General features: G+C 72.2%; 24 protein-coding genes. 13 read left to right on the forward strand and 11 right to left on the reverse strand.

The features are described 5' to 3' along the window. Nucleotides 1–54: 54 nt before the first annotated feature. Nucleotides 55–1,545, reverse strand: coding sequence for a hypothetical protein (locus tag MKK82_RS17305; protein WP_238287249.1), 1,491 nt, complete (start codon nt 1,543–1,545; stop codon nt 55–57). A 298-nt stretch (nt 1,546–1,843) separates the two neighbouring features. Between MKK82_RS17305 and MKK82_RS17310 the strand changes: the two genes are divergently transcribed. From MKK82_RS17310 to MKK82_RS17340, 7 genes are all read left to right on the forward strand, one after another. Continuing rightward, nucleotides 1,844–2,242: a DUF3775 domain-containing protein gene (locus tag MKK82_RS17310; RefSeq protein WP_238287250.1), complete on the forward strand. Its 399-nt coding sequence runs from the start codon at nt 1,844–1,846 to the stop codon at nt 2,240–2,242. Between the two features lie 37 nt (nt 2,243–2,279). Then, on the forward strand, nt 2,280–3,560 hold the full coding sequence (locus MKK82_RS17315; protein WP_373323325.1) for an App1 family protein: 1,281 nt from the start codon (nt 2,280–2,282) through the stop codon (nt 3,558–3,560). Nucleotides 3,561–3,709: 149 nt separating this feature from the next. Next, a complete protein-coding gene (locus MKK82_RS17320) occupies nt 3,710–4,822 on the forward strand; it encodes an alpha/beta hydrolase fold domain-containing protein (RefSeq protein ID WP_238287252.1) in 1,113 nt (370 codons plus the stop codon). A gap of 152 nt (nt 4,823–4,974) precedes the next feature. Next, entirely contained in the window at nt 4,975–5,232 is a 258-nt protein-coding gene (locus tag MKK82_RS17325) for a hypothetical protein (protein ID WP_238287253.1), read from the forward strand. Between the two features lie 54 nt (nt 5,233–5,286). Beyond that, a complete protein-coding gene (locus MKK82_RS17330) occupies nt 5,287–6,453 on the forward strand; it encodes an MFS transporter (RefSeq protein ID WP_238287254.1) in 1,167 nt (388 codons plus the stop codon). A gap of 65 nt (nt 6,454–6,518) precedes the next feature. Then, nucleotides 6,519–8,705: a primosomal protein N' gene (locus tag MKK82_RS17335; RefSeq protein WP_238287255.1), complete on the forward strand. Its 2,187-nt coding sequence runs from the start codon at nt 6,519–6,521 to the stop codon at nt 8,703–8,705. A gap of 173 nt (nt 8,706–8,878) precedes the next feature. Further along, on the forward strand, nt 8,879–9,241 hold the full coding sequence (locus MKK82_RS17340) for an STAS/SEC14 domain-containing protein (protein ID WP_238287256.1): 363 nt from the start codon (nt 8,879–8,881) through the stop codon (nt 9,239–9,241). 7 nt (nt 9,242–9,248) lie between these two features. On the opposite strand, the gene MKK82_RS17345 is transcribed toward MKK82_RS17340, so the two are convergent. The 6 genes from MKK82_RS17345 to MKK82_RS17370 all read right to left on the reverse strand — a co-directional run bounded on the left by MKK82_RS17345 (nt 9,249) and on the right by MKK82_RS17370 (nt 13,401). Next, nucleotides 9,249–9,638: a hypothetical protein gene (locus MKK82_RS17345; RefSeq protein ID WP_238287257.1), complete on the reverse strand. Its 390-nt coding sequence runs from the start codon at nt 9,636–9,638 to the stop codon at nt 9,249–9,251. Nucleotides 9,639–9,950: 312 nt separating this feature from the next. Further along, nucleotides 9,951–10,157: a Trm112 family protein gene (locus MKK82_RS17350; RefSeq protein ID WP_238287259.1), complete on the reverse strand. Its 207-nt coding sequence runs from the start codon at nt 10,155–10,157 to the stop codon at nt 9,951–9,953. Between the two features lie 12 nt (nt 10,158–10,169). Further along, nucleotides 10,170–10,835 (reverse strand): LON peptidase substrate-binding domain-containing protein, encoded by a 666-nt coding sequence (locus MKK82_RS17355; protein WP_238287261.1) that lies wholly within the window; start codon nt 10,833–10,835, stop codon nt 10,170–10,172. Between the two features lie 37 nt (nt 10,836–10,872). Then, on the reverse strand, nt 10,873–11,787 hold the full coding sequence (gene trxA / locus MKK82_RS17360) for a thioredoxin (RefSeq protein WP_238287263.1): 915 nt from the start codon (nt 11,785–11,787) through the stop codon (nt 10,873–10,875). Between the two features lie 84 nt (nt 11,788–11,871). Beyond that, nucleotides 11,872–12,339: a hypothetical protein gene (locus tag MKK82_RS17365; RefSeq protein WP_243986339.1), complete on the reverse strand. Its 468-nt coding sequence runs from the start codon at nt 12,337–12,339 to the stop codon at nt 11,872–11,874. Between the two features lie 87 nt (nt 12,340–12,426). Beyond that, nucleotides 12,427–13,401: a glutathione S-transferase family protein gene (locus MKK82_RS17370; RefSeq protein WP_238287266.1), complete on the reverse strand. Its 975-nt coding sequence runs from the start codon at nt 13,399–13,401 to the stop codon at nt 12,427–12,429. Nucleotides 13,402–13,651: 250 nt separating this feature from the next. On the opposite strand from MKK82_RS17370, the gene MKK82_RS17375 reads away from it, so the two are divergent. Then, the gene (locus MKK82_RS17375; protein ID WP_238287267.1) at nt 13,652–13,876 is read left to right on the forward strand and encodes a hypothetical protein; all 225 of its coding nucleotides are present in this window, start codon (nt 13,652–13,654) and stop codon (nt 13,874–13,876) included. On the opposite strand, the gene MKK82_RS17380 is transcribed toward MKK82_RS17375, so the two are convergent. Then, on the reverse strand, nt 13,870–14,832 hold the full coding sequence (locus MKK82_RS17380) for an alginate O-acetyltransferase AlgX-related protein (protein ID WP_243986341.1): 963 nt from the start codon (nt 14,830–14,832) through the stop codon (nt 13,870–13,872). The genes MKK82_RS17375 and MKK82_RS17380 overlap by 7 nt on opposite strands. A gap of 72 nt (nt 14,833–14,904) precedes the next feature. Between MKK82_RS17380 and MKK82_RS17385 the strand changes: the two genes are divergently transcribed. From MKK82_RS17385 to MKK82_RS17405, 5 genes are all read left to right on the forward strand, one after another. Further along, the gene (locus tag MKK82_RS17385; protein WP_238287269.1) at nt 14,905–16,032 is read left to right on the forward strand and encodes an SPL family radical SAM protein; all 1,128 of its coding nucleotides are present in this window, start codon (nt 14,905–14,907) and stop codon (nt 16,030–16,032) included. A 27-nt stretch (nt 16,033–16,059) separates the two neighbouring features. After that, a complete protein-coding gene (locus MKK82_RS17390; RefSeq protein WP_238287270.1) occupies nt 16,060–16,578 on the forward strand; it encodes a 2'-5' RNA ligase family protein in 519 nt (172 codons plus the stop codon). Between the two features lie 31 nt (nt 16,579–16,609). Further along, on the forward strand, nt 16,610–17,368 hold the full coding sequence (locus tag MKK82_RS17395; RefSeq protein WP_238287271.1) for a phosphatase PAP2 family protein: 759 nt from the start codon (nt 16,610–16,612) through the stop codon (nt 17,366–17,368). Nucleotides 17,369–17,471: 103 nt separating this feature from the next. Further along, entirely contained in the window at nt 17,472–17,837 is a 366-nt protein-coding gene (locus tag MKK82_RS17400; protein ID WP_238287273.1) for a PilZ domain-containing protein, read from the forward strand. Between the two features lie 63 nt (nt 17,838–17,900). Next, nucleotides 17,901–19,199 carry a Gfo/Idh/MocA family protein gene (locus tag MKK82_RS17405; protein ID WP_238287275.1) on the forward strand — a complete coding sequence of 433 codons (1,299 nt, stop codon included), beginning with the start codon at nt 17,901–17,903 and terminating at the stop codon, nt 19,197–19,199. Between the two features lie 6 nt (nt 19,200–19,205). Here the strand turns inward: MKK82_RS17405 and flgH are convergent, their stop codons facing one another. Genes flgH through flgG form a run of 3 tightly spaced genes read right to left on the reverse strand, consistent with a single transcriptional unit; the run spans nt 19,206 to nt 21,943 of the window. Then, on the reverse strand, nt 19,206–19,955 hold the full coding sequence (flgH, locus tag MKK82_RS17410) for a flagellar basal body L-ring protein FlgH (protein ID WP_238287277.1): 750 nt from the start codon (nt 19,953–19,955) through the stop codon (nt 19,206–19,208). A 36-nt stretch (nt 19,956–19,991) separates the two neighbouring features. After that, nucleotides 19,992–21,128: a flagellar basal body P-ring formation chaperone FlgA gene (gene flgA, locus MKK82_RS17415; protein WP_238287280.1), complete on the reverse strand. Its 1,137-nt coding sequence runs from the start codon at nt 21,126–21,128 to the stop codon at nt 19,992–19,994. 23 nt (nt 21,129–21,151) lie between these two features. After that, nucleotides 21,152–21,943 (reverse strand): flagellar basal-body rod protein FlgG, encoded by a 792-nt coding sequence (gene flgG / locus MKK82_RS17420; RefSeq protein WP_238287282.1) that lies wholly within the window; start codon nt 21,941–21,943, stop codon nt 21,152–21,154. Nucleotides 21,944–21,950 lie beyond the last annotated feature (7 nt).

The following is a 21,950-nucleotide window of genomic DNA, read 5'->3' on the forward strand; positions in this document are numbered from 1 at the left end:
CCAAGGAGCACGCTCATGCGGCGGGGCGGCCGCCCATATAGCGTCTCCCGCGCGTTATTGCGCCCCGATCCGGCGCACCGTCCACGTCGCCCAGTAGACCGGCCGCCCGTAGAGGCTCGACGCGTCGCGCCCGGAGGCGGTGGGGGCGAGCCGGTCCAGCCAGGTCAGGAACCCGGCCTTGCCCGGGTAGATCGCGGGCGTGTCGAGGTTGCCCTGCGCGTCGGTCATCCAGAAATGCGCGCTCCGGTCGTAGCGGCCGCTGCCGTCGCCCCCCGAGCGCAGGCCGAGATAGGCCGGCGAGCGGCCCGCCTCCACGGGGTCGGCGTAGAGCTTGAGGGCGCCGATGCCGTCGAGGGCCAGGTCGGCGGTGTATTGCAGGCAGATGTCGGCCACCGGGCCGCCGGGCGCGTTCGCGGGCCTCTGGCAGGTGTAGGAGACCGCCCAGCGCTGCAGGCCCTTGGCCCGCGCCACGCGGACGAGGCTCCCGGGCGGCAGCGGACCGGCGAGCTTGCGTGCCGCCGACCAGACCTTCGCGCCGGACAGGTCCTGCGCCGTGCGCAGGTAGAGGGCGGTGCGGCGCTTCTCGGGGGCGAGGCCGCAATCCTCCGGGAGCACGTCCGTGTAGACGTAGTGGTAGGTACGGTCGACGACGCTGATCGAGCCGGCGAGGCCGTGCGTCTCGAAGGCCGGCGCCGTGCAGGCCGAGGCCACGGGCTTGCCGGTCTCGTCGATCACGGCGGCCGGCGTCGGCGGTTCGCTCCGGCCGCGGCCGGCGCCGGCCTCGAACGGCGTCCAGGTCAGGCCGTAGCCGTCCGCGGTGCGGGTGCGGATCTCGAAGGTCTGGAAGTCGAGGGTGCGCGCCTCGATCTGGACGCGGCGCCGGACGTCGGCCGGCCCGGCCGCCGGCGTCTCCGGCTTGGCCCGGCGGCGCCCGCGCCGGCGCCGGCTCCCGGCCTCCGGCTCGTCGCCGGCCGTCACGCCCACGCGCTCCTGGCCGAGGAGGAAGACGTAGCTGTAGGCCTCGCCGGCCCAGTCCCGACCCGAGACCGCGATCGGGTCGCGCGGCCCGATGCCCTCGGCGGAGGGGGTCGGCTCGGTCCAGCCCCGGTTCCGGCTCCGCTCCTCCGGCAGCTCCACCCAGAACCGGTCGGCCGAGGGCGGGAGCGTCGTGGCCAGGGCCTCGAAGGTGCGGCCGGTGCGCAGGGCGCCGCCATCGCGGCTGTCGGTGGCGCGCCGGTCCGGGCAGGGCTCGTCGCCGCGGCGGCTCGCGATCGGTGTCTGCCCCTGGAACACGGCCTGCAACGGCCCGGGCGCCTCCGCGCGGGCGAGCCGCAGGATCTGAACCCCGCGCACGAACGCGCACGGCGCGGGAGAGATCAGGACGCCCTCGGCCTCGGAGCCCTCGCGGCAGATCTCCAGATCGCCGCCGGTGACGAAGCAGCTCGGCGCGCTGGCCTCGAAACCCGCCGGGCGGGCCGCGGCGGCCTGCGGTGCCCCGAGCGCGGACGCGATCAGCGCGCAGAGCCCCGCAGCACCGGACGGCACTCGCGCGCGCGCGCGACGGGGCTGACAGTCACGGGCTCGGTGATCGACGGTATCGGCGGACGACGTCTCGACAGTCTTCAAAGAAACCACGTCTATCGCCAGCGATGATCCGGTCGGCCGGAAAGTCTCGCAGCCTCTAACTCACGGTCGCCGGAGCGGGAAGGGGTCGGACCACGCAAGACGGGCACTTCATGCCGAGCACTTCCTGGGGCACGGGGCGAACCCGGCGCCCGCTCGTCCGTTGTCGCGGCTTGAGGGCCCCGCGGGCCCGACCCTGTCAGCGTCCGGAGATCAGCGCATGGATATCGCCGTCGAAACCGTCACCGAGATCGTCCTGCGGCTGCGCGCGATCGAGGTGAAGGAAGGCAACACCGATCCGGACTCCGGCTCCAACCCGATCGACGACGGCGCGACCGACGTGCTGATCTCGGGAACCGACGACGCCACTGAGTCCGAGGTTCGCAGCATGATCGCCGGCCTCGACGACGATTCCCGCGCGGAGCTGCTGGCCCTGTTCTACGTCGGCCGCGGGGACATGGAGCCGGAGGAATGGAGCGAGGCGGTGCGCTTCGCCCGCGAGCGCGAAGGCGTCGGCGAGGGTGCCGTGCCGACCCTGCTGGGCTCGCCGATCGCCGGGGATCTCCTGGAAGAGGGTCTCGACGCCCTGGGGCTCACCCCCGAACTGCCGCCGGCCTGAGCGCCCGGACCGCCGGCGCTCTCCCATGGCCTCGCGCATGCGCAAGGGCGCCCTCAAGGCGCTGCGGGTCCTCACCCGGCCGGTCCGCCGCGCCCAGGGCTATGGCGGCAAGGGCCGCGGCGGCCTCGTGGTCGAACCCTACCGCGGCTACGGCTCCCGCGACGAGGTCTTCCTGATCGGCCGGGTGTTCCGGCAATCGCCCGGCATACCGGGCGAGGATCCCGAATCGCTGCGGGCGCAGTGGCGCGACCTGCGCCGCCGCATCGCCCGGCGGACCGTGGCCGGCGCCGCCGTGACGGCCCGGATCGGCGGCGACGCCATCCGGGTCGAGACCGATCGGGACGGCTATTTCCGCGCGCACCTGCATCCGCGCCTGAGCCCGACGGAAACCGGAAGCTGGCATCCGGTCGATCTTCTCCTCGAGGTCGAACCGCCGGTCCCGGCCGAAGGTGCGGTGTTCATCCCCCCCAACCGCAGCCGCTGCGTGGTCGTCAGCGACATCGACGACACGGTCATGCGGACCGGCGTCGCCAACAAGCTCAAGATGCTCTGGCGGCTGTTCGTGGAGGATGCCGAGAGCCGGGTCGCGTTCCCGGGCGTGGCCGCCCTCTACCGGGCGCTGCATGCCGGGGCGGGCGGGGCCGAGGGCAACCCGATGCTCTACGTCTCGCGCGCCCCCTGGGGCCTCTACGAGATGCTGTCCGAGTTCTTCCAGCGCCACGGCATCCCGGCGGGGCCGGTGCTGTTCCTGCGGGAATGGGGCCTGTCCTGGACGCATCCCCTGCCCCGCCGGGCGACGGACCACAAGCAGGCGCTGATCCGGCACATGCTGGCGCTCTATCGCGACCTGCCCTTCGTGCTGATCGGCGACAGCGGCCAGCACGATCCGGAGGTCTACGCCCAGATCGTCGAGGAGAACCCCGGACGGGTGCTGGCGGTCTACATCCGCAACGTGTCCCGCGAGGCGGCGCGGATCGAGGAGATCGTCCGCCTCGCGGGTGCGGTCGCCCGGGCGGGCTCCAGCCTCGTGCTCGCCGCGGACAGCGTCGCCATGGCGGAGCACGCAGCCGGGATCGGCCTGATCGCGCCCGAGGCCGTGGCGGGCGTCGCCGACGAGCACGCCGCGGATGCGGAAGCCGGACCACGCCGCGAGACCGCGCGGATCATCGCGGAGCCGCCCGATCCCGCGGCCGGGGCGCCGCAGACCGCGATCTCCCCCGATGCCATCACGGAGGCCCTGGTCGGCGACGGTACCGTGCCGGCCACCGTCGTTGTCGAGCCGCAGGAGCCGGCCGTCCTTCCGGAGCGCCATCGCTGAACGCGTGGCGACTGGCGCGGCTGCCACGCCCGGCTGCGGGTGTAACCGCGGCCGGTGTTCCGCGGCGCCGCGGCCCCTATCACCACGGCACGAACAGCCGCCACCCGAAAAACGGGGCCTCGACAGCGGCCGTCGCAGGAGGAAACGAGATGCGCCTCAGCCTGTCCGCGATGCTGGTCATCGCCTGTGGCTCTCACGCCGCCTTCGGGCAGGCCGCGCCCGTTCAGGGGCCGAGTTCCGGCTTCGAGCGGCTCGAAGCCGAGATGGGAGCGGCCAACGCCGGGCCGGGACCCCGGACGGTGCCGGCCAAGGTGATTCCCGTGCCGGACACCGTCAGCCCGCAATTCCGCACCGCCGTAGCGGCGCCCTACCGTGCGCCAGCCTGGAACGCGAACCCGTCGGACCCGGCGGCCTGGAAGGCGCTGGTCGACCGGCTCGCCGCGGCCGGCGCCGCCGGTCTTCCGGCCCTACGCGAGAAACTCGGTGTCACCAGCGAGGCGGCGGTGATCGGCGGCGTGAAGGCCTTCATCGTTCAGCCGCGGCAGATGCCGGAGGCCAACCGGAACCGCCTGCTGCTGCACATCCACGGCGGCGGTTACGTCTACAATCCCGGTGAGGCCGGCACCCTGGAGGCGATCCTGATGGCCGGTCTGGGCGGCTTCAAGGTAATCTCCGTGGATTACCGGATGCCGCCCGACGCGCCCTATCCGGCCGCCATGGACGATGCCGCCGCGGCGTGGCGGGCGATGCTGACCATGCAGAAGCCGCAGAACATGGCGGTGTTCGGTACCTCCACGGGCGGCGGCATGACCCTGGCCCTGATGCTGCGCGCCAAAGCCGAGGGGTTGCCGCTGCCGGCCGCCATCGGCCTCGGCACGCCGTGGTCCGACATGACCGAGACCGGTGACAGCTACAAGACCAACGAGTGGATCGACAACGTGCTCGTCAGCTACTCGGGCTATCTCACGCCGGCGGCCAAGCTCTACGCGGCCGGTCGCGACCTGAAGGATCCGCAGCTCTCGCCGATCTACGGCGACTTCGCGGGCCTCCCGCCCGCGATCCTGATCACCGGCACCCGCGACCTGTTCCTGTCGAACACCGTCCGCACCCACCGGAAGCTGCGCGCCGCCGGGATCGAGGCCTCGCTGCAGGTGTTCGAGGGCCTGTCGCACGCGCAGTACCTGGCCACGCTCGACGCCCCAGAGACCAAGGAGGTGTTCGGCGAGATGGCACGCTTCCTCGACGCGCATCTCGCACGCTAGGGGCCCCCGGGGCCGGCCCGGCCGTATGCCGTTCCTCACGAGATGGTGCAATGCAGCACCTCGTGGGGAGCGCTTCACATCGCGACCGCGATGCCTAGGTTTGGGCGTTCGCATGCCGGTCCACGCACTTCGCGACTCCGGGAGCCCGAACATTGCAAACCTACACCCTCGCGATCGCCGACGGCGTCCTGTTCGCCTGCCTGCCCGACGAGGCCGACATCTCGGCCGCCATCACCGACGCCACCGCGATGAGCTACGGTTTCGGCCTGAGCCTCGACATCGTCCGTGGGGCGACCCTGACTGACGCCGCCTGGCCGGAGGACGAGGTCGTCTGGCAGGAAGGATCGGACAGCGAATTGCTGGATGACCAAGGGCGGCGCTACCGCTACGCCGTTCGCCGGCCGTCCTGATCGGGGCCCCCGGGGGCCTGACGCCGAGCCGGCCCCGGATGCGAGGCTGCGCGGATGCGGACGGGGGAGAAGAGCGCCGGGCGGAGTGGAGGCCTCGGCCGCTTCCTCGTCCTGAATGCCGCTCTCTACGGCGCCTATGGCTGCCTCTCGCCGATCCTGCCGAATGTCCTCACCGCGCGCGGCCTGAGCCCGGGCGAGATCGGCGCCCTGCTGGCCGCCGCCGGAGCCCTTCGCCTGGTGGTCGGCCCCCTCGCCGGCGCCTATGCCGACCGGCACCGGGCGGGCCGGACCGTCCTCGCGGCGAGCCTCGTCCTCACCGGTCTCGCCACTCTGGCCCACCTCCCGGCCGCGGGTTTCGCGCAGCTCCTCGGACCGGGCCTCGCCTACGGCGTCGGGACCGCGGCGCCCGCGCCCCTCGCCGATGCCCTGACCCTGGCGGCGGCGCGGGGCGGGACCGCCTTCCAGTACGGCTGGGTCCGCGCCGCCGGCTCGGCCGCCTTCATCGCCGCGACGGTGGCCGCGGGCTGGCTCATCGAGGCCCGTAGCCTCGTCGCGCCGGTGATCGCGGGCGGCGTCCTGTTCCTCGCCGCATCCGCCGCCGCCCTGTCGGTGCCCGCAGCCCAAGCGGTCGCCGCCGGGACCGGATCGCCGTGGAGCGGTTTCTCCAGCCTGATCCGGCTGACCCGCTTTCGCCGCACGGTGCTGGCCGCGGCCCTCGTCATCGGCGCGCACGCGATGCATGACGGTTTCGCGATGATCCTGTGGCGCGGGTCCGGGATCGGAGCGGGAACGGCCGGGCTGCTGTGGTCGGAATCGGTGGCCGCCGAGGTGCTGGTGTTCCTCTTCGTCGGCCCGCGCCTGCTGGGGCGGATCGGGCTTCCGGCGGGCGTCGCGGTGGCGGCCTGCGCCGGTGCATTGCGCTGGGCGGTGCTGGGCTCCACCACGGCGATCCCGTGGATCGCCGCCGTCGAGGCGCTGCACGGTCTCAGCTTCGCCCTCCTGCACCTCGCCTGCCTGGGCTTGATCGAGGAGGCCACGCCTTCGGAGCTGCGCACCACCGCGCTCGCCCTCTACGGCACGCTGGGCCTCGGCCTGTCCGGCGTGCTGGCCACCCTCGCGTCCGGCGCGCTCTACGGCGCCTTCGGCGCGGCGGCCTTCTGGGCGATGGCGGCGGTCAGCCTCGCCGCTCTGCCGCTGGTCCGGGGGCTGGGGCGGGTCTGAACGCGCGCGGGTTCTTTTCCGCGCGCTATGGTACGGACCCGGAACGGAGCCGCCCAAAACCGCGCATGCCCTTCATCGCCGAGATCCTGATCCCGCTCGCCCTCGACACGCCCTACAGCTACGTGGTGCCGGCCGGACTGGATCTCGCCGCGGGCGACGTGGTGCAGGTCCCCCTCGGCCCGCGGGAGATCGTCGGCGTCGTCTGGGGACTCGGCGACACTGCCGGCGGATCGAACCTGCGGCCGGTGACCGGCCGCCTGCCCTACCCGCCCCTGTCCGACCCGTTGCGGAGCCTCGTCGACTGGATCGCCCGCTACACCCTGGCGCCAAAGGGCTCGGCGCTCGCCATGGTGCTGCGCCTGCCCGACGAGGCGGCGGCGGTCGAGACCGTGCGGGTCGCCGTGCGCATCACCGGCAAGCCGCCGGCCCGGCCGACCGCGGCCCGCTCGAAGATCCTGGCGGTCGCGGTCGACGGCGCCTTGCGCGGCAAGAGCGCGCTGGCCAAGGAGGCCGGCGTCTCGCTCTCGGTGGTCGACGGTCTGATCGACGACGGCGCCCTGGAGGCGGTCGCGGTCGAGCCGGAGCCGGTCGCCCCGCGCCCGGACCCCGACTTCCCGCGGACGCCGCTCTCGCCCGCCCAGGCCGAGGCGGTGACGGCCCTCGTCGAAGGCTTCCCGTGGCGGCGGGGCCCCGGCGAGGAGACCGACAACCGGCCCGTCCTGCTGGAGGGGGTCACCGGCTCGGGCAAGACCGAGGTCTATTTCGAGGCGGTCGCGGCCTGCATCCGGGAGGGGCGCCAGGCCCTGATCCTGATGCCGGAGATCGCCCTGACGGCGCAGTTCCTCGACCGCTTCGCGGCCCGGTTCGGCGTGCGGCCAGCGGCCTGGCATTCCGGGATCGGCGGGAAGCGGCGCGAGCGCCTGCGCCTGGCCGTGGCGGAGGGCGAGGCCCTGGTGGTGGTCGGCGCGCGCTCGGCCCTGTTCCTGCCCTTCGCCCGCCTGGGCCTGATCGTGGTCGATGAGGAGCACGAGACCGCCTACAAGCAGGAGGACGGGGTCCATTACCACGCCCGCGACATGGCGGTGGTCCGCGGGCGCCTGGAGGGCTGCCCGGTGGTCCTGACCTCGGCGACGCCCGCCATCGAGACTCGGGTGAACGCCGCCCGGGGTCGCTACCGGCACGTGCTGCTCCCGGAGCGCTTCGGCGGGCGCCGCCTGCCCGACATCGCCGCCATCGACATGCGCCTCGACCAGCCCGAGCGCGGCCGCTTCCTGAGCCCGCCGCTGGTCAACGCCGTGAAGAGCACCCTGGAGCGGGGCGAGCAGGCGCTGCTGTTCCTCAACCGCCGCGGCTACGCGCCGCTGACCCTCTGCCGGGCCTGCGGTCATCGCTACCAGTGCAAGAACTGCTCGACCTGGCTGGTCGAGCATCGCTTCCGCCGGGCGCTGGTCTGCCACCAGTGCGGCTACACCGAGCGCCGGCCGGAGGCCTGCACCGAGTGCGGCACCTTCGACAACCTCACGGCCTGCGGCCCCGGTGTCGAGCGGATCGCCGAGGAGGCCGCGGCTCTGTTTCCGGACCGGCGCATCGTCGTCCTGTCGAGCGACTTCCCGGGCGGCGCCGAGCGCCTGCGGCAGGAGCTGGACGCGGTGGCGGCGGGGGAATGCGACGTGGTGATCGGCACGCAGCTGGTGGCCAAGGGCCACAACTTCCCGTTCCTGACCCTCGTGGGCGTCCTCGACGCCGATATCGGCCTGACCTCGGGCGATCCCCGGGCGGCGGAGCGCACCTTCCAGCTGCTCCAGCAGGTGACCGGCCGGGCCGGACGCGGCGAGAAGCCCGGCCGGGCGCTCGTCCAGACCTACCAGCCGGACCACCCGGTGATCGCCGCCCTGCTCTCGGGCGACGCCGAGCGGTTCTACGCCGAGGAGATCCAGGCCCGTGAGGCGGCCGGCCTGCCGCCGTTCGGGCGGCTCGCGGCGCTGATCGTCTCGGCGAGCGAGCGCGAGACCGCCGAGGCGCACGGGCAGGCGCTGGCCCGCGCCGCCGATCCGCCCGACGGCGTGATGGTGCTGGGACCGGCCGAAGCGCCCCTGGCGCTGGTGCGCGGCCGCTACCGGTTCCGGCTGCTGGTGAAGACCGAGCGCAACGTCGACCTCCAGGCCTATCTGCGCGCCTGGATCGCCCGCGGCCCGAAGGTGCGCGGCAACGTCCGGGTCGCCATCGATGTCGATCCGCAGAGCTTTCTATGAGCGACGTCGCGCGGCTCCCGGCGGGGTGGAGACCGGTCCATCGGCGCGGGGCGCGGCGCGGCCCCCGCACGGTGTCCGATCGCGCCGCGATCGAGTATGGCTCTCTCCACGGGCGGCGGACCCCGGGCCGGAGACCGGCGACGGGACGCGGGCGGTTCCCGGAGGAGCGATCAGTGCTGACCTATACCAAGACGCCGGAGTCCAACGTCGCCGAGATCGTGGTCGACGGGAAGATCACCGATGAGGAGATGAACGCCGCGATGACCGCCATGAAGGCGGATCTCGACAAGGGCGGCAAGATCAAGCTGCTCGAGGACATCCGCGCCTTCGAAGGCATGGAGCCGGCGGCGTTCTTCAAGGATCCGCGCTTCGGCATCTCGATGATGAAGAGCATCAGCCACGTCGCCCTGGTGACGGACGCGCCCTGGCTGAAGGCGCTGGCCGAGACCTTCAACTTCGTCTCGCCGACTCAGATCAAGGTGTTCGAGCGGGCCCGCCTGAACGAGGCGCGCAGCTGGCTGGCCGCAGCCGCCTGATCGATCGTCACTCGGCCTGTGCGGTGCGGTTGTCGCTGCGCCGCGCGGTCCAGCGACCGGAGCACAGGGACGTCACCTTCCAGGTGCCGGAACCGTTGCCCGCTTGGAGGCGCCCCGTCCCGGTGCCGCTCGCCGTCCCGTTGCTGACGGTGAGCCCGACGCTGCCGTCGGCGCCGACATGTCCGCTGACCCGGGCCCCCGCGGTGCCGGAGATGAGCCGCACCTGCCCCTCGCGGATCGCGAGCGCGTAGGAGTAGCGGGCGCTGCACAGGCCGCTTTCCGTGACCAGCTCCACCGACCACGTCCCGTTATGCGGGCCGGATTCCGCGCGTGCGGGCAGGCACGCGGGGACGGAAAGGCCGGCGGCGACGGCCGCGACGGCGGTCAGCTTGATCATCGTATGGCAATCTTTCAGCGATGCGGGCACTGCGCGACGCGACGTGCCCGGGTAGAATCATCGATGGAGGATGACTCAAGGCTGAACGATGGAAGCGGCAAGAGTATGGCGGTGGACGGGACGGCTCATCTTGAGCAACGGCTCCACGCCCCGGAGGAATAGCCAAGCTCGAACCGGCCGATGCTGATTCTGGATCGACGCATACGGATCCAGATCTGTCCGTCATCCTGAGATGCCCGCGACGGCGGGCCCCACGGGCGCCCGCCGGACCGCGTCGCGGCTTCTCGCAATCGCCTGCGCGGCGCGAACCGCTCAATCGGTCAGCGGCCGGGCTTCCTCCGGCAGCATGATCGGGATGCCGTCGCGGATCGGGTAGGCGAGCTTCGCGGAGCGGCTCACCAGCTCCTGGCGGGCGGAATCGTATTCCAGCGTGCCCTTGGTCAGCGGGCAGACCAGGATCTCCAGGAGCTTGGGGTCGACCCGGGTCGCCTCGACGGTGGGGGTGAGGTCGTTGGTCATCGTGCGTGCAACCTACTGCATCGTGGATTCGGGGCCGGAGCCGCGAACCAGTTCCATCTGCGTGACCGCGATCAGGATCTCGGCCCGCGTCTTCAGGTCGGGCGCTTCCAGCATCGCCTGCTTCTCGCGCACGCCGAACGGGCTCATCATGCACAAGGCGTTGACCAGCGCCTCGTCGGGCGCCTCGTCGATCCCGGCCCAATCCACCTTGAGGTCGTTCGACTCCACGAAGTCGCGCAGCGCCTTGAGCACGCCGTCGCGGTCGACATGCTCCTCGCCCGCCCGCGGCTCGAAGTCCACCGCGAAGGCGTCGTACGAGACGTGGCAGCGCCGGTAGGCGCTGGTCGAGGCGAGTTCGCTCTCGACCCGGAACCGGCTGATGCCGGTGAGCGAGATCAGGTAACGGCCGTCGCCCGTCTCGGCGTACTGCGTCACCCGGCCCGCGCAGCCGACGCGGTAGAGCTTCGGCACGGTCGCGCCCGCCCCCTCGGGATCGGGCTGGATCATCCCGATGATCCGGTCCGTCCGCATGGCATCGTCGACCATCGCGAGGTAGCGCGGCTCGAAGACGTTCAGCGGCATCTGCCCGCGGGGCAGGAGCAGCGCGCCGGCCAGGGGGAAGACGGGGATCACGGCGGGGCAGTCCGCCGGGCCCTTGTAGCTCGCATGCGTGCTCATGGCGCCTCCCTGCTGAGACGAAGCGCGAGCCGGCGCCTCACGAGAATAGAAGTGCCGAGAGCTTGCGCCGTCCGCGGATCGTGTCCGGGTCCATCACGCCCCAGGCTTCGAAGAACTGAAGGAGCTGCTTGCGCGCGCCGTCGTCGTTCCACTCCCGGTCGCGCTTGCGCAGCTCGATCAAATGGTCGACGGCCTGCCCGCGCTCGCCCCGGGCGGCGAGGGCGAGGGCGAGGTCGAACCGGGCCTGATGGGCGTCCGGATCGGCTTCCACCGCTCGCTGGAGGCCGGCATGGTCGCCCAGCGCAGCGGCCTGCTCGGCGAGATCCAGGGCGGCGCGGATGCCGACGAGCGCCGGATCGGAGGCCTTGGCCTCCGGGACCATAGCGAGAACCCGCTTGGCGTTCTCCACCTCACCCGCGTCGAGCTGCAGCTTCGCGAGGCCGGCGAGCGCGGCGACGTTGTCGGGCTGCTGCTCCAGCACCGCCGCGTAGATCTCGGACGCGCCCGCGAGATCGCCCTCCTCGATCAGGCTGGCGGCCTCGGCGATGGCCGCCTCGACCGGATCCTGGACCGGGCCGGCGACGCGCCCGATCAGCTCCTTGATCTGGCTCTCCGGAACGGCGCCCATGAAGCCGTCGACCGGCTGCCCCTTCTGGAAGACGATCACGGCCGGGATCGACTGGATGCCGAGCTGACCCGCGATGGAGGGATGCTCGTCGATGTTCATCTTCACCAGGGCGACCGCGCCGGCGGCCTCCGTGACGACCTTCTCCAGGACCGGGGTCAGCTGCTTGCAGGGGCCGCACCAGGGCGCCCAGAAATCGACCAGTACCGGTCGTCGCATCGACTCGGCGATCACGTCCTGCCGGAAGCTGGCCGTGGTGGCGTCCTTGATGAGTGTGCCGGAATCGCCGGCCGGGGCGCTGCCTCCGGCGAGGGTGTCGTTCAGCATCGGGATGGCTTTGGAACCTTTTCGAACGGGCCCCTTAAATGGGGCTTCGGGCTGCGTCTGACCAGCCCGGCCGATGCCGACCCTTCACCAGGCGGGTGGTGCCGCCGGCGCGCCCGCCGCGTTCCGGGCTACCGTGACGAAGGTGGCCGCGAAGGCTTGACCGTCCGCCGCGTTGGCCTCGCAGGTGATCGCCGTGCGGCCGGGCGCCGGGGTCGAGAATCGGCACGCGCCGATGGCCAGCGTCGGAGGGCCGTCCTTGCCGAGGACGACGGCGTTGATCGGCTGCAGCGGGTCCGTCTCCTCCGTCGCTTTCTGCTGAGCGCCGTTGCCGCTGAAGCTGAGCGTCCGGCCGTCGGACGTGCTGAAGTCGAAGCTCGTGCGGTTCCGGCTGACCGAATTCATCAGGACGTTGCTGCAGGTCGAGCTCATGTCCTGCGAGCCGATGACGAGTTTCTCGCAGGTCCCTTCGAGCCGCAGCGCCGCCTGGGCGCGCGCCGCGGAGGGAAGGCCGAGAAGCGCGCAGAGGAGCGCGAGGCGCAAACTGTTCGTCATGGCGGATCGGGGTTCCTCCGGTTGAGAAGCGAACTAGGCGCGCCGCGCCCGCCGTCGAGGGTGCGGAAGGCGCGAGGCGGAGGCACCTCAACCGAACCGCAGCGCGCGGTCGTTCGGAGCCGAGAAGTCCAGATCCGGGCCGAGCGGCACGATCCGCGTCGGGTTGATGGTCGGATGGCTCTCGTAATAGTGGCGCTTGATGTGCAGGAGGTTCACGGTCGGCGCGACCCCCGGATGGGCGTAGAGGTCGCGCATGTAGTGCGACAGATTCGGATAGTCGTCGATCCGGCGTCTGTTGCACTTGAAGTGCCCGACATAGACCGCGTCGAACCGCACCAGCGTGGTGAACAGCCGGACGTCCGCCTCGGTCAGGCGCGCGCCGCACAGGAAGCGGCCACGATCAAGCCTCTCCTCCAGGGCATCGAGTTCGTCGAACAGCGCCTCGCAGGCGCCGGCGTAGGCGTCCTGCGCGGTGGCGAAGCCCGCCTTATAGACGCCATTGTTCACCCGGTCGTAGATCCGGGCATTGAGTGCATCGATCGCGGCGCGCAGGTCCTCGGGATAGAGGTCCGGTCCCGTGCTGCCGAAGGCGCCGTTCAGCATCCGCAGGATCTCCGCGGACTCGTTGGACACGATGGTGCCGCGCTGCCGGTCCCAGAGCACCGGGACGGTGACGCGCCCGCTGTAGGCGGCATCCGCCGCGAGATAGACCTCGTAGAGCCGCCGCGCAGCGTGGATCGCATCGGGCGTCGCACCGGGCGTGTCACCGAACACCCAGCCCTCCGCGCCCATATGCGGATCGACCACCGAGACGGAGATCGCGTCGTTCAGCCCCTTGAGGGCCCGGCCGATCAGGGTGCGGTGCGCCCAGGGGCAGGCGAGCGAGACGTAGAGGTGATAGCGGCCGGCCTCGGCGCGGAAGCCGCCCTCTCCCGTCGGTCCGGGCGCGCCGTCCGCCGTCACCCAGTTGCGGAACGTCGAGGCCTTGCGCTCGAAGCGTCCGCCCGAAGCGGCGGTGTCGTACCATTGGTCGCGCCAGACGCCGTCAACCAAGAGGCCCATGGTCATATCCCGTTCGCGAGGAAGGCCGGGACGACATGGGCCCGTCTGCGCGTGGGGAAAGAGCCGGTGCGCGTGGTCCGGTGACGGAGTCCCGGAGCGGCGCGGACGCGCCGCGCGAACGTTGCGCAAGGCAGGCCTGCGCCGCCGCTTCTGTTGCGCTGCAGCAGGATCCGCCATGTTCGGCTCCGCGGGCCGCGCGGTGTGCCGTCCTCGCCCGCCGTGTCCGTCAGAGTTCCAGGGAGGTGAAGTGATGTCGTTCGCGCTGGTGCCCGTCGCCGAGGCGGCCCTGTTCACGTTCGGATGCGTGATGATCCACGCTCTGCGACGCCACGCGGACGTGGTCACGGCGACGCTCGCATGCCTCGTGACCCTGCTCGTCCTGATGATCGGGATCGCGTGCGCGCCGGAATCCTTCGCCAAGTATCAGGCCGCGAGCATCGGCGACTTCGCGCAGCTGGAGCCGGCGACCTACTGAGCGGCGGCCGGATCCGTCCCGAGCCCGCTCGCCCGGATCCGAGCGAGGCGGCCGCCGGTCCCGCGCTGGCCGGCGACCGTCACGTCGAAATCGTCCTTGGGCAGCCGAGCCAGGAAGCGCTCGGCCAGCTCGAACAACAGGATGTCCGGCCGCACCCGCTCGATGTAGGACCAGTCCAGGCTCGCCGACCAGACGAAATGGACCTCGCTGAAGCTCTCGGCGAGCATCCCAGTGAGCAGGAACGGGTCGAAATGGGCGCAGGAATCCCCGAACAGGACGAGGCGGCGCGGGTCGGCGCCCGCTGATCCGTTCCGGTAGACGACGTGCGCGCCGACATGGACCTCCCGGTCGCGCCCCGCGCCCTCGTAGGCGGCGAGGAGCGGCCCGACCTCGACGCGCTCGGCATCGCGCTGCAACATGAAGCGCTCGATCCGCTCGCGCGGCCGGTCGCGGAGCTTCTCGCCGATGTCCATGACCTCATCGGCGACGACCAGGGGCCGCGCGCCGATATCGGCCGGCGGGATCGCCCCGAGGGCCCGCATGATCTCCCGATAGGCCAGGAGACACCCGCGGACGGTCCAGTGGGTATCGGTGCGCAGGTAGAGCGGGACCGGCCCGCTCCGGGCTGCCCGCAGGGGCGCCAGGAGGTCGAGATAGGCCGGGTTGCGGGCGAGCCGGCGGGCAAGGCGCCGCGTCGAGGCTTTGGCGGGTGCGTAGCGAAGCCCCTCGGTCCTGTCGTCGTAGACGGAGAGCTTCTCCGGGACGATCACGTGCAGGCAGCGGATACCGAGGGCCTCCGCCCGCGCGGCCCGGGCGTCGATCAGCCGCGTCCAGGCGCGCAGCAGCAGCCAGTGGCGCAGGCCGCCGCGGTAGCGGTCCATGACGCGGTTGGTTCCCCCCGTAAGAAACAACCAGCCGTCGCGGCCGACATGCACGTTCTCCCGGTCTGCAGACATCGCGGTGCTTTAGCCGCACCGGGACCGGGCGCCTAGACCGGACCCGGCACGCAGGGCGCGCGTTCGACCGGTATGCCTTCCTCGTCCGGCCTCTCGTCCGCCCTGGCACTCGACGCTCCGGAAACCGTGAGCGCTCCGCGCCCCGCCCGCCTGTGGCGGCCGCGCCGGATCCTGGTGACGCCGGCCGCTCTGGAGCACGCGCACGGGCGCGCCATGGTGGCCCGCGCCGAGGCCGAGGGCCTGCCGGTGGAACGGCTCGCCGCCAACCGCATCCCGGCCCCGCGCGAGCCGGATCCGCGCCGCGCCTACGTGGCCGCCAAGGCGACCCTCGCCCTCACGGTGGCGCCGCCGACCAAGTTGCGGCTCCAGCCGATCCCCCCCTCGGCCGACTGGCGCTTCGACCTCGCCGAAGGCTGCCCGGCCCATTGCCAGTACTGCTACCTCGCCGGCTCGCTTCAGGGACCGCCGGTGACGCGCGCCTACGCCAATCTCGACGCGATCCTGGGCAACCTCGCGGCATATGCCGGGCGCGGCGCCGTCACCTCGGCGTCGGCCGAGAGGGCGCAGGAGGGCACCACGTTCGAAGCCTCCTGCTACACCGATCCCCTCGGGATCGAGCACCTCACCGGCTCGCTCTCGGCGGCGATCCGCCACTTCGGCGCCTGGGACGCGCCGGTGCAGCTGCGTTTCACCACCAAGTTCGCGGCGATCGCCCCGCTCCTCGACCTGCGGCACAACCGGCGCACCCGCATCCGTTTCTCGGTCAATGCCCGGGCCGCCGCGCGGTATGAGGGCGGCACCGATCCCCTGGACGCGCGGCTCGGCGCGCTGGGCCAGGCGGCACGGGCCGGCTACCCGGTCGGCCTGACCATCGCGCCGATCCTGCCGGTGGCCGGCTGGGAGGAGGCCTATGCCGGGCTGATCCGCGACGCCGCCGACGCGCTGGCGGGCGTGCCGGGCCTCGACCTGACCGCGGAACTCATCACCCACCGCTTCACGCCGGGCTCCAAGGCGGTCCTGCGCGGCTGGTACCCGGGTTCGGACCTGCCCCTCGACGAGGCGGAGCGCGTGGAGAAACGGACCAAGTTCGGCACCGTCAAGCACGTCTTCCCCAAGCCGCTGATGCAGGCGATGCGCGCGCACCTCACCGCCTGTCTCGCCCGCGACCTGCCGGCGGCGCGGGTGCTGTACTGGACCTGAGCGGCTTCGGGCGCCATCTCGCTGACCATGACAGACACGGCCCCCCTGATCCTGACCCTCGCCTTCGACGAGCCGACCTTCGCGCGGTTCGACGCCGAACGGCGACGCCATTTCCCGGAGGCCCTGAACCGCATCCCGGCCCACGCGACGCTGTTCCATCACCTCCCGGGCGACCGGGAGCGGGGCGTGATCGAGGCGATCACGGCCCTGGCCCGCGCCGTGCCGCCCCCGGAGGTCGCCGTGACGGGGTTGCGCTTCACCGGCCGGGGCGTCGCCTACGTGCTGGATTCCGGCGGGCTGGCGACTTTCCGGGCCCGGCTCGCCAAGGGGTTCGAGCCGTTTCTCACCGCGCAGGACCGGCAGGGCTGGCGACCGCACGTGACGGTCCAGAACAAGGTCGCACCGGACGTGGCCCGCGCCCTCCACGCCGACCTGTCGGCCGGCTTCGCGCCGTTCCACTTCACGGCGCCGGCGACCCTCCTGTGGCGCTACCTGGGCGGTCCCTGGGCGCCGGTGGCGCGCCTGCCCTTCGGAGAGAACGCCTGATGTCGTCGGTAGCTCGCGCGGAATGCGCATCATGAGGGTGCCCGGAAGCCTGCGGCAGAACCGGCTGGTCGAGCCCGCCATGGCGGTCTGGCTCCGGCTGCGCCTGAACGAGGTCGGCCCCCTCGTGGCCCTGCTCGGCCTCAGTATCCTCGGCTACGGCTTCTTCTACCTCGCCCACGAGGTCGGCGAGGGCTCCACGGCGGCGCTCGACCGCAGGATCCTGCTCAGCCTGCGCAACCCGGCCGACCCCGCCGATCCGATCGGGCCCCCCTGGCTCGAGGAGACGATGCGCGACATCACTGGGCTCGGCAGCGTCTTCACGGTGCTGTTCCTGACCTGCGCGGTCGCGGGCTACCTCGCCGTCTCCGGGCGGAGACGGATCGGCGTCTTCGTCCTCGCCGCGGTCGGCAGCGGCGAGCTGGTCTCGACGATCCTGAAGCTGTTCTACCAGCGGCCGCGGCCGGACCTCGTCCCGCACGGCATGGAGGTGTTCACGGCGAGCTTCCCGAGCGGCCACGCCACCATGTCGGCCATCGCCTACCTGACGCTGGCCACTCTGATCGCCCGGGTCGAGCGGAACCGGAGCGGCAAGGCGCTCATGCTCGGCCTCGGCGTCACCGTGACGCTGCTTGTCGGCCTCAGCCGCGTCTATCTCGGGGTGCACTGGCCGAGCGACGTGCTCGCCGGCTGGTGTATCGGCGCGGCCTGGGCGTCCCTGTGCTGGTTCGTCGCCCTGCAACTCCAGCGCCGGGGCGAGGTGGAGGCGCCGGACCCTCCGCCGCCCGCGTGACGGCGGTGTTAAGGTAAACCGGAGGTTGCGTTCGGCCGGGCAGGCCTCGGCGGCCCGCCTGACGGTTGTCGGGGATGATCGCCCCCGTCAGGAACACGCCCCCGTGCTCGAACGCCGCCGCACCGCCCGCCGCGTCTGCCTCGCCGGTCACGCCCGCGTCGCGACCTTCATGCCTGAGATCGCCTGCGCCGTCCGCGACGTGTCGCTGGACGGCGCACGGATCCGGGTCCCGCCCGTCGCGGCGCTGCCGGAGCGCTTCGACCTCGTCATCCCCAGCCGCGGCGAGACGCGGCGCGCCTCCGTGGCCTGGCGGGCGGGCGATCTGGTCGGCTTGACCTTCGAGCCGGCGCCGGCCGCCGAGGCGGCCCACCGGCCCTCCCCGCCCATCCCGTCCCACGTCCCGGAGGTGGCGCGTCCGCGCACCGCGCCGATGGCCGGAACCGTCGCCGAGTCCGACAGCGTTCACTGAGGTGGCGGCCGGCGGACCATCCTCCGCCGGTCGCATCCTGGATCCGGCGACACGGCGAGGCCCATGACGGACGACACACGGCTCTCACGACGCAATCTCCTCGCCGCGGGCGGCGCCCTCGCGGGTGCCGCCGTGGGTGGCGCGGCGCAGGCGGCTCCGGCAGCGCCGGCCGTCCCGGCCGATACCGGCGCCGTCCAGGGCGGACGGGTCATGTTCCCCAACTGGCGCGGTTCCGGCGATCGCCCCCCCGCGCCGACGCCGGCGCCGCAGCCGCCGGACCAGCGCGTCGGCTACTGCGTCGTCGGCCTCGGGCGCCTGAGCCTCGACGAGATTCTTCCCGCGTTCGGGGCGACCAAGCGCTCCCGGTTGGCGGCGGTGATGTCGGGCTCCCCCGACAAGGCCAAGCTGGTGGCGCGGCAGTACGGCCTGCCGGAGGAGGCGGTCTACGGCTACGACGCCTGGGACCGCCTGAAGGCCAATCCGAACGTCCAGGCCGTCTACATCGTCACGCCGAACGGCGTGCACCGGGACAACGTCGCGGCGGCGGCGGCGGCGGGCAAGCAGGTCCTCTGCGAGAAGCCGATGGCCACCTCGTCGCAGGAATGCCGCGACATGATCGCGGCCTGCGCGAAGGCCAACGTCAAGCTGATGATCGCCTATCGCTGCCAGTACGAGCCGCACAACCGGGCGGTGATCCGGATCGCCCGCTCGGGCGAGTTCGGAAGGCCGCGGATGATCCAGGCCTTCAACGGCCAGACCACCGGACTCCCGGAGCAGTGGCGCCTGCGCAAGCCCCTGGCGGGCGGCGGCTCCCTGCCGGATATCGGGCTCTACTGCCTCAACACGACCCGCGCCGTGCTGGGCGAGGAGCCGGACCTGATCCAGGCGCAGGTCCACTCGCCGCCGGACGATCCGAAGTTCCGCGAGGTCGAGGAGACGGTGAGCTTCACGATGCGCTTCCCGTCCGGCGTCGTCGCCCAGTGCCTGACGAGCTACGGCGTCTACGAGGCCCGCTCCCTGACCCTGCACACCACCAACGCCGCGATCGATCTCCAGAACGCCTTCGCGTACGAGGGGCAGCGCCTGTATATCGGCCACAAGGACGGCAAGAACGCCGCCCGGGACGAAAAGGTCTTCGGCGCGAAGAACCAGTTCGCCCTGGAGATGGACCACTTCTCCCGCTGCATTCAGGAGAACCTGCGGCCGCGCACCCCCGGCGAGGAGGGCCTGCAGGACCAAGTGCTGATGGAGGCGATCTACGAGGCCGCCCGCACCGGCGCGGCCGTGAAGGTCGGCCCCCCGGTGGGGGCCGGTTCCGGCCTCGACGTCACGCGCGGCCCGGAGCCGGAGGAGCCGAGCTGATCGGCTCTAGAACGGCAGCAGGATATCCACGATCTGCTGGCCGTAGCGCGGCTGCTGCACGTCGGTGATCTGGCCGCGCCCGCCATAGGCGATCCGGGCCTGGGCGATCTTGGCCGAGTCGATGGTGTTGTCGGATTCGATGTCCTCCGGCCGGACGACGCCGGCGACGACCATCTCGCGGATCTCGAAGTTGACCCGGATCTCCTGCTTGCCTTCGACCACGAGGTTGCCGTTGGGCAGGACCTGCGTGACCACGGCGGCGACGTTCGTCGTCACCGATTCGGTGCGCTGGACGGATCCGGCGCCGTCGTTCGCGGTGGCCGAGGTGGCCGCCAGCAATGCGGTGCCGCCGACGCCCAGGGACTTGCCCACGGCGTTGTTCTCGAGGCCGAGGGCGTTCGGCAGGCCGAAGCTCTCGGTGTTCGCCCGGGAGCGCTTGGTCTCGTTGCTGATGTTCGCCTGATCGGTGACCTTCACCTTCACGGTCAGGATGTCGCCGAGCCGGGCGGCGCGCTGGTCCTTGAAGAACGCGCGGGAGCCCGTGCGCCAGAGCGAATTCGGCGCGTACGAAACCGGCTGCACGTCGGGCATCGGCATCCGCACCGGCTTGTAGCCCGGCTGGGTGGTGGGGTCCTCGATGGCCGAGAGGGCCGGGGTCGCGCCGACCTGCGAGAGGCGGTCGGCGGTGTTGCAGGCACCGAGGGCGCCAGCGATCAGCGCGGCGGCGAGCGGGTTCAGGACGAGGCGGCTGGCCATCGGGCAATCACTCTTCGACGCGTACGGAACGGGCGCTCAGCGCAGGGAGGCGGTCGCCTGGAGCGACGCGGCCCCAGCGGCCTGCTGCGCGGCGGGGCTGGGACTCACCGAGACCCGGCCGGGGCCGACCACGGTGGCCTGGAGAACCTTCTTGGAGGCGACGTTGACGACGTTGACGACGGTCCCCATCCGGCCGCCCTCGCTGGCGAGGCCGCGCATCGACAGGCTGACGCTCGCGGTCTCGTACACGATGGTCACGGTCTCGCCCCGGGCGACGAGTTCGGGCGGGGCGGTGTCGGCGATCCGCAGCGCCGTGCCGGCCGGGAGCGCGTGCTGCGCGACCTCGCCCAGGATCGCGGTGGCGCTGCCCTGCGCGTCGGCCGCCACCGCCTCGCGGGGACGGCGTTCCATGACGACGTCGCCCTCCTTCACGGCTTCGCCCCGGGCGAGCCCGCGGGCGAGCACCGCCACCTCGCGCAGTTCGATGACGACGCCGGAGACCCGCAGCGACGCCTGCCGCTCGCCCAGGCTGACGAGGCCCGCCACCCGGCGCGTGCGCGGATCGTAGGTCACGTCGAGCGCGGCGGCGTGGCCCTCGAGATCCACCGGCGCCAGGAGGGTCGGGCCGTCGCCGTCGAACCGGACCGCCACGCCGCGCGGATCGAGACCGTAGCCGGTCTGCAGGGCTTGCTTGAGGGCGGCCTCGAGCTCGGTCGGCCCGAGGCGCCGGGCCGCCCGCTGGACGGCGATCTGCAGCCGGCCGCCGGTCTCGAGGCCGGCGAGGCCCAGGGCGGTGGCTGCCTCGACGATGCGCCGGGTCTGGATCGTTCCGGTGGCGCCGAGGGCCGGCGAGCGGAACAACGGCCGGGCGGCGAGCGCGGCCGGTGCGCCCTCCACGAGGTCGGCCAGCGTCAGCACGTCGCCGCGGGCGGTCACGTCGCCGCGCAGGCGCAGGTCGTCCGCTCGCGCCATCGCGGGGATCGCCAGGGCCCCGAGCACCGCGAAGGCCAGGAACGCCAGCATGGCGCGCACCAGCACCGCCGCGCCGAGGGGCGCGGCCCGCGGGCGGGCATGGCGGATGATCGGGCTGAGGTCGCCCTCGTCCGCCCCCGTGCTGAGGAGGGGCAGGTCGGCGGGCTCGAGGGCCGGGTCGGAATTTATGCCGGTGTACATCGTCGGGAACCTGGGCGGTCGCGTCAGCCGCGGAACATCTGGGTGGTGGTGGAGAGCATCTGGTCGGCGGCGGTCACGACCTTCGAGTTCATCTCGTAGGCGCGCTGGGCGGCGATCAGCGACGAGATCTCCGTGACGGCGTTCACGTTCGCCTCCTCCAGGTAGCTCTGCTGGAGGTTGCCGAAGCCCTCGGCGCCCGGCAGGCCGCTGATCGCCGGACCCGAGGCCGCGGTCTCGATGAACAGGTTGTCGCCGACCGATTCGAGGCCGACCTTGTTGATGAAGCGCGAGAGCTGGAACTGCCCGAGCGCCTGCGGTGCCGTCTGGCCGGGCAGCGTCGCCTGCACGGCGCCGGTGGCGCTGATCGTGACCGCGGTCGCGGTCTGCGGCACGGTGATGGCCGGGTCGAGCAGGTAGCCGTCGCGGGTGACCAGCTGGCCCGAGGCGGACAGGTCGAAGGAGCCGTCCCGGGAATAGGCGGTGCGGCCATCCGGCATCGTCACCCGGAAGAAGCCTTCGCCGCGGATCGCGACGTCGTAGTCCTTCTCGGTCGAGGACAGCGTCCCCTGCGACATGACCCGGGCGGTGGAGGTCGTCTTCACGCCGGAGCCGAGGGCGAGGCCGGCGGGCAGCTGGGTGTTCTGCTCGGAGGTCGACGAGCCGGCCCGGCGCAAGTTCTGGTAGAGCAGATCCTGGAAATGCACCTGCTGGCGCTTGTAGCCGGTTGTGCGCAGGTTCGCGATGTTGTTCGAGATGACCTGGACGTTGAGTTCCTGGGCCGCCATGCCGGTGGCGGCGGAGTAGAGGGCACGCATGATCCCG

It is taken from the genome of Methylobacterium sp. E-046 (assembly GCF_022829625.1).
Taxonomy (GTDB): domain Bacteria; phylum Pseudomonadota; class Alphaproteobacteria; order Rhizobiales; family Beijerinckiaceae; genus Methylobacterium; species Methylobacterium longum.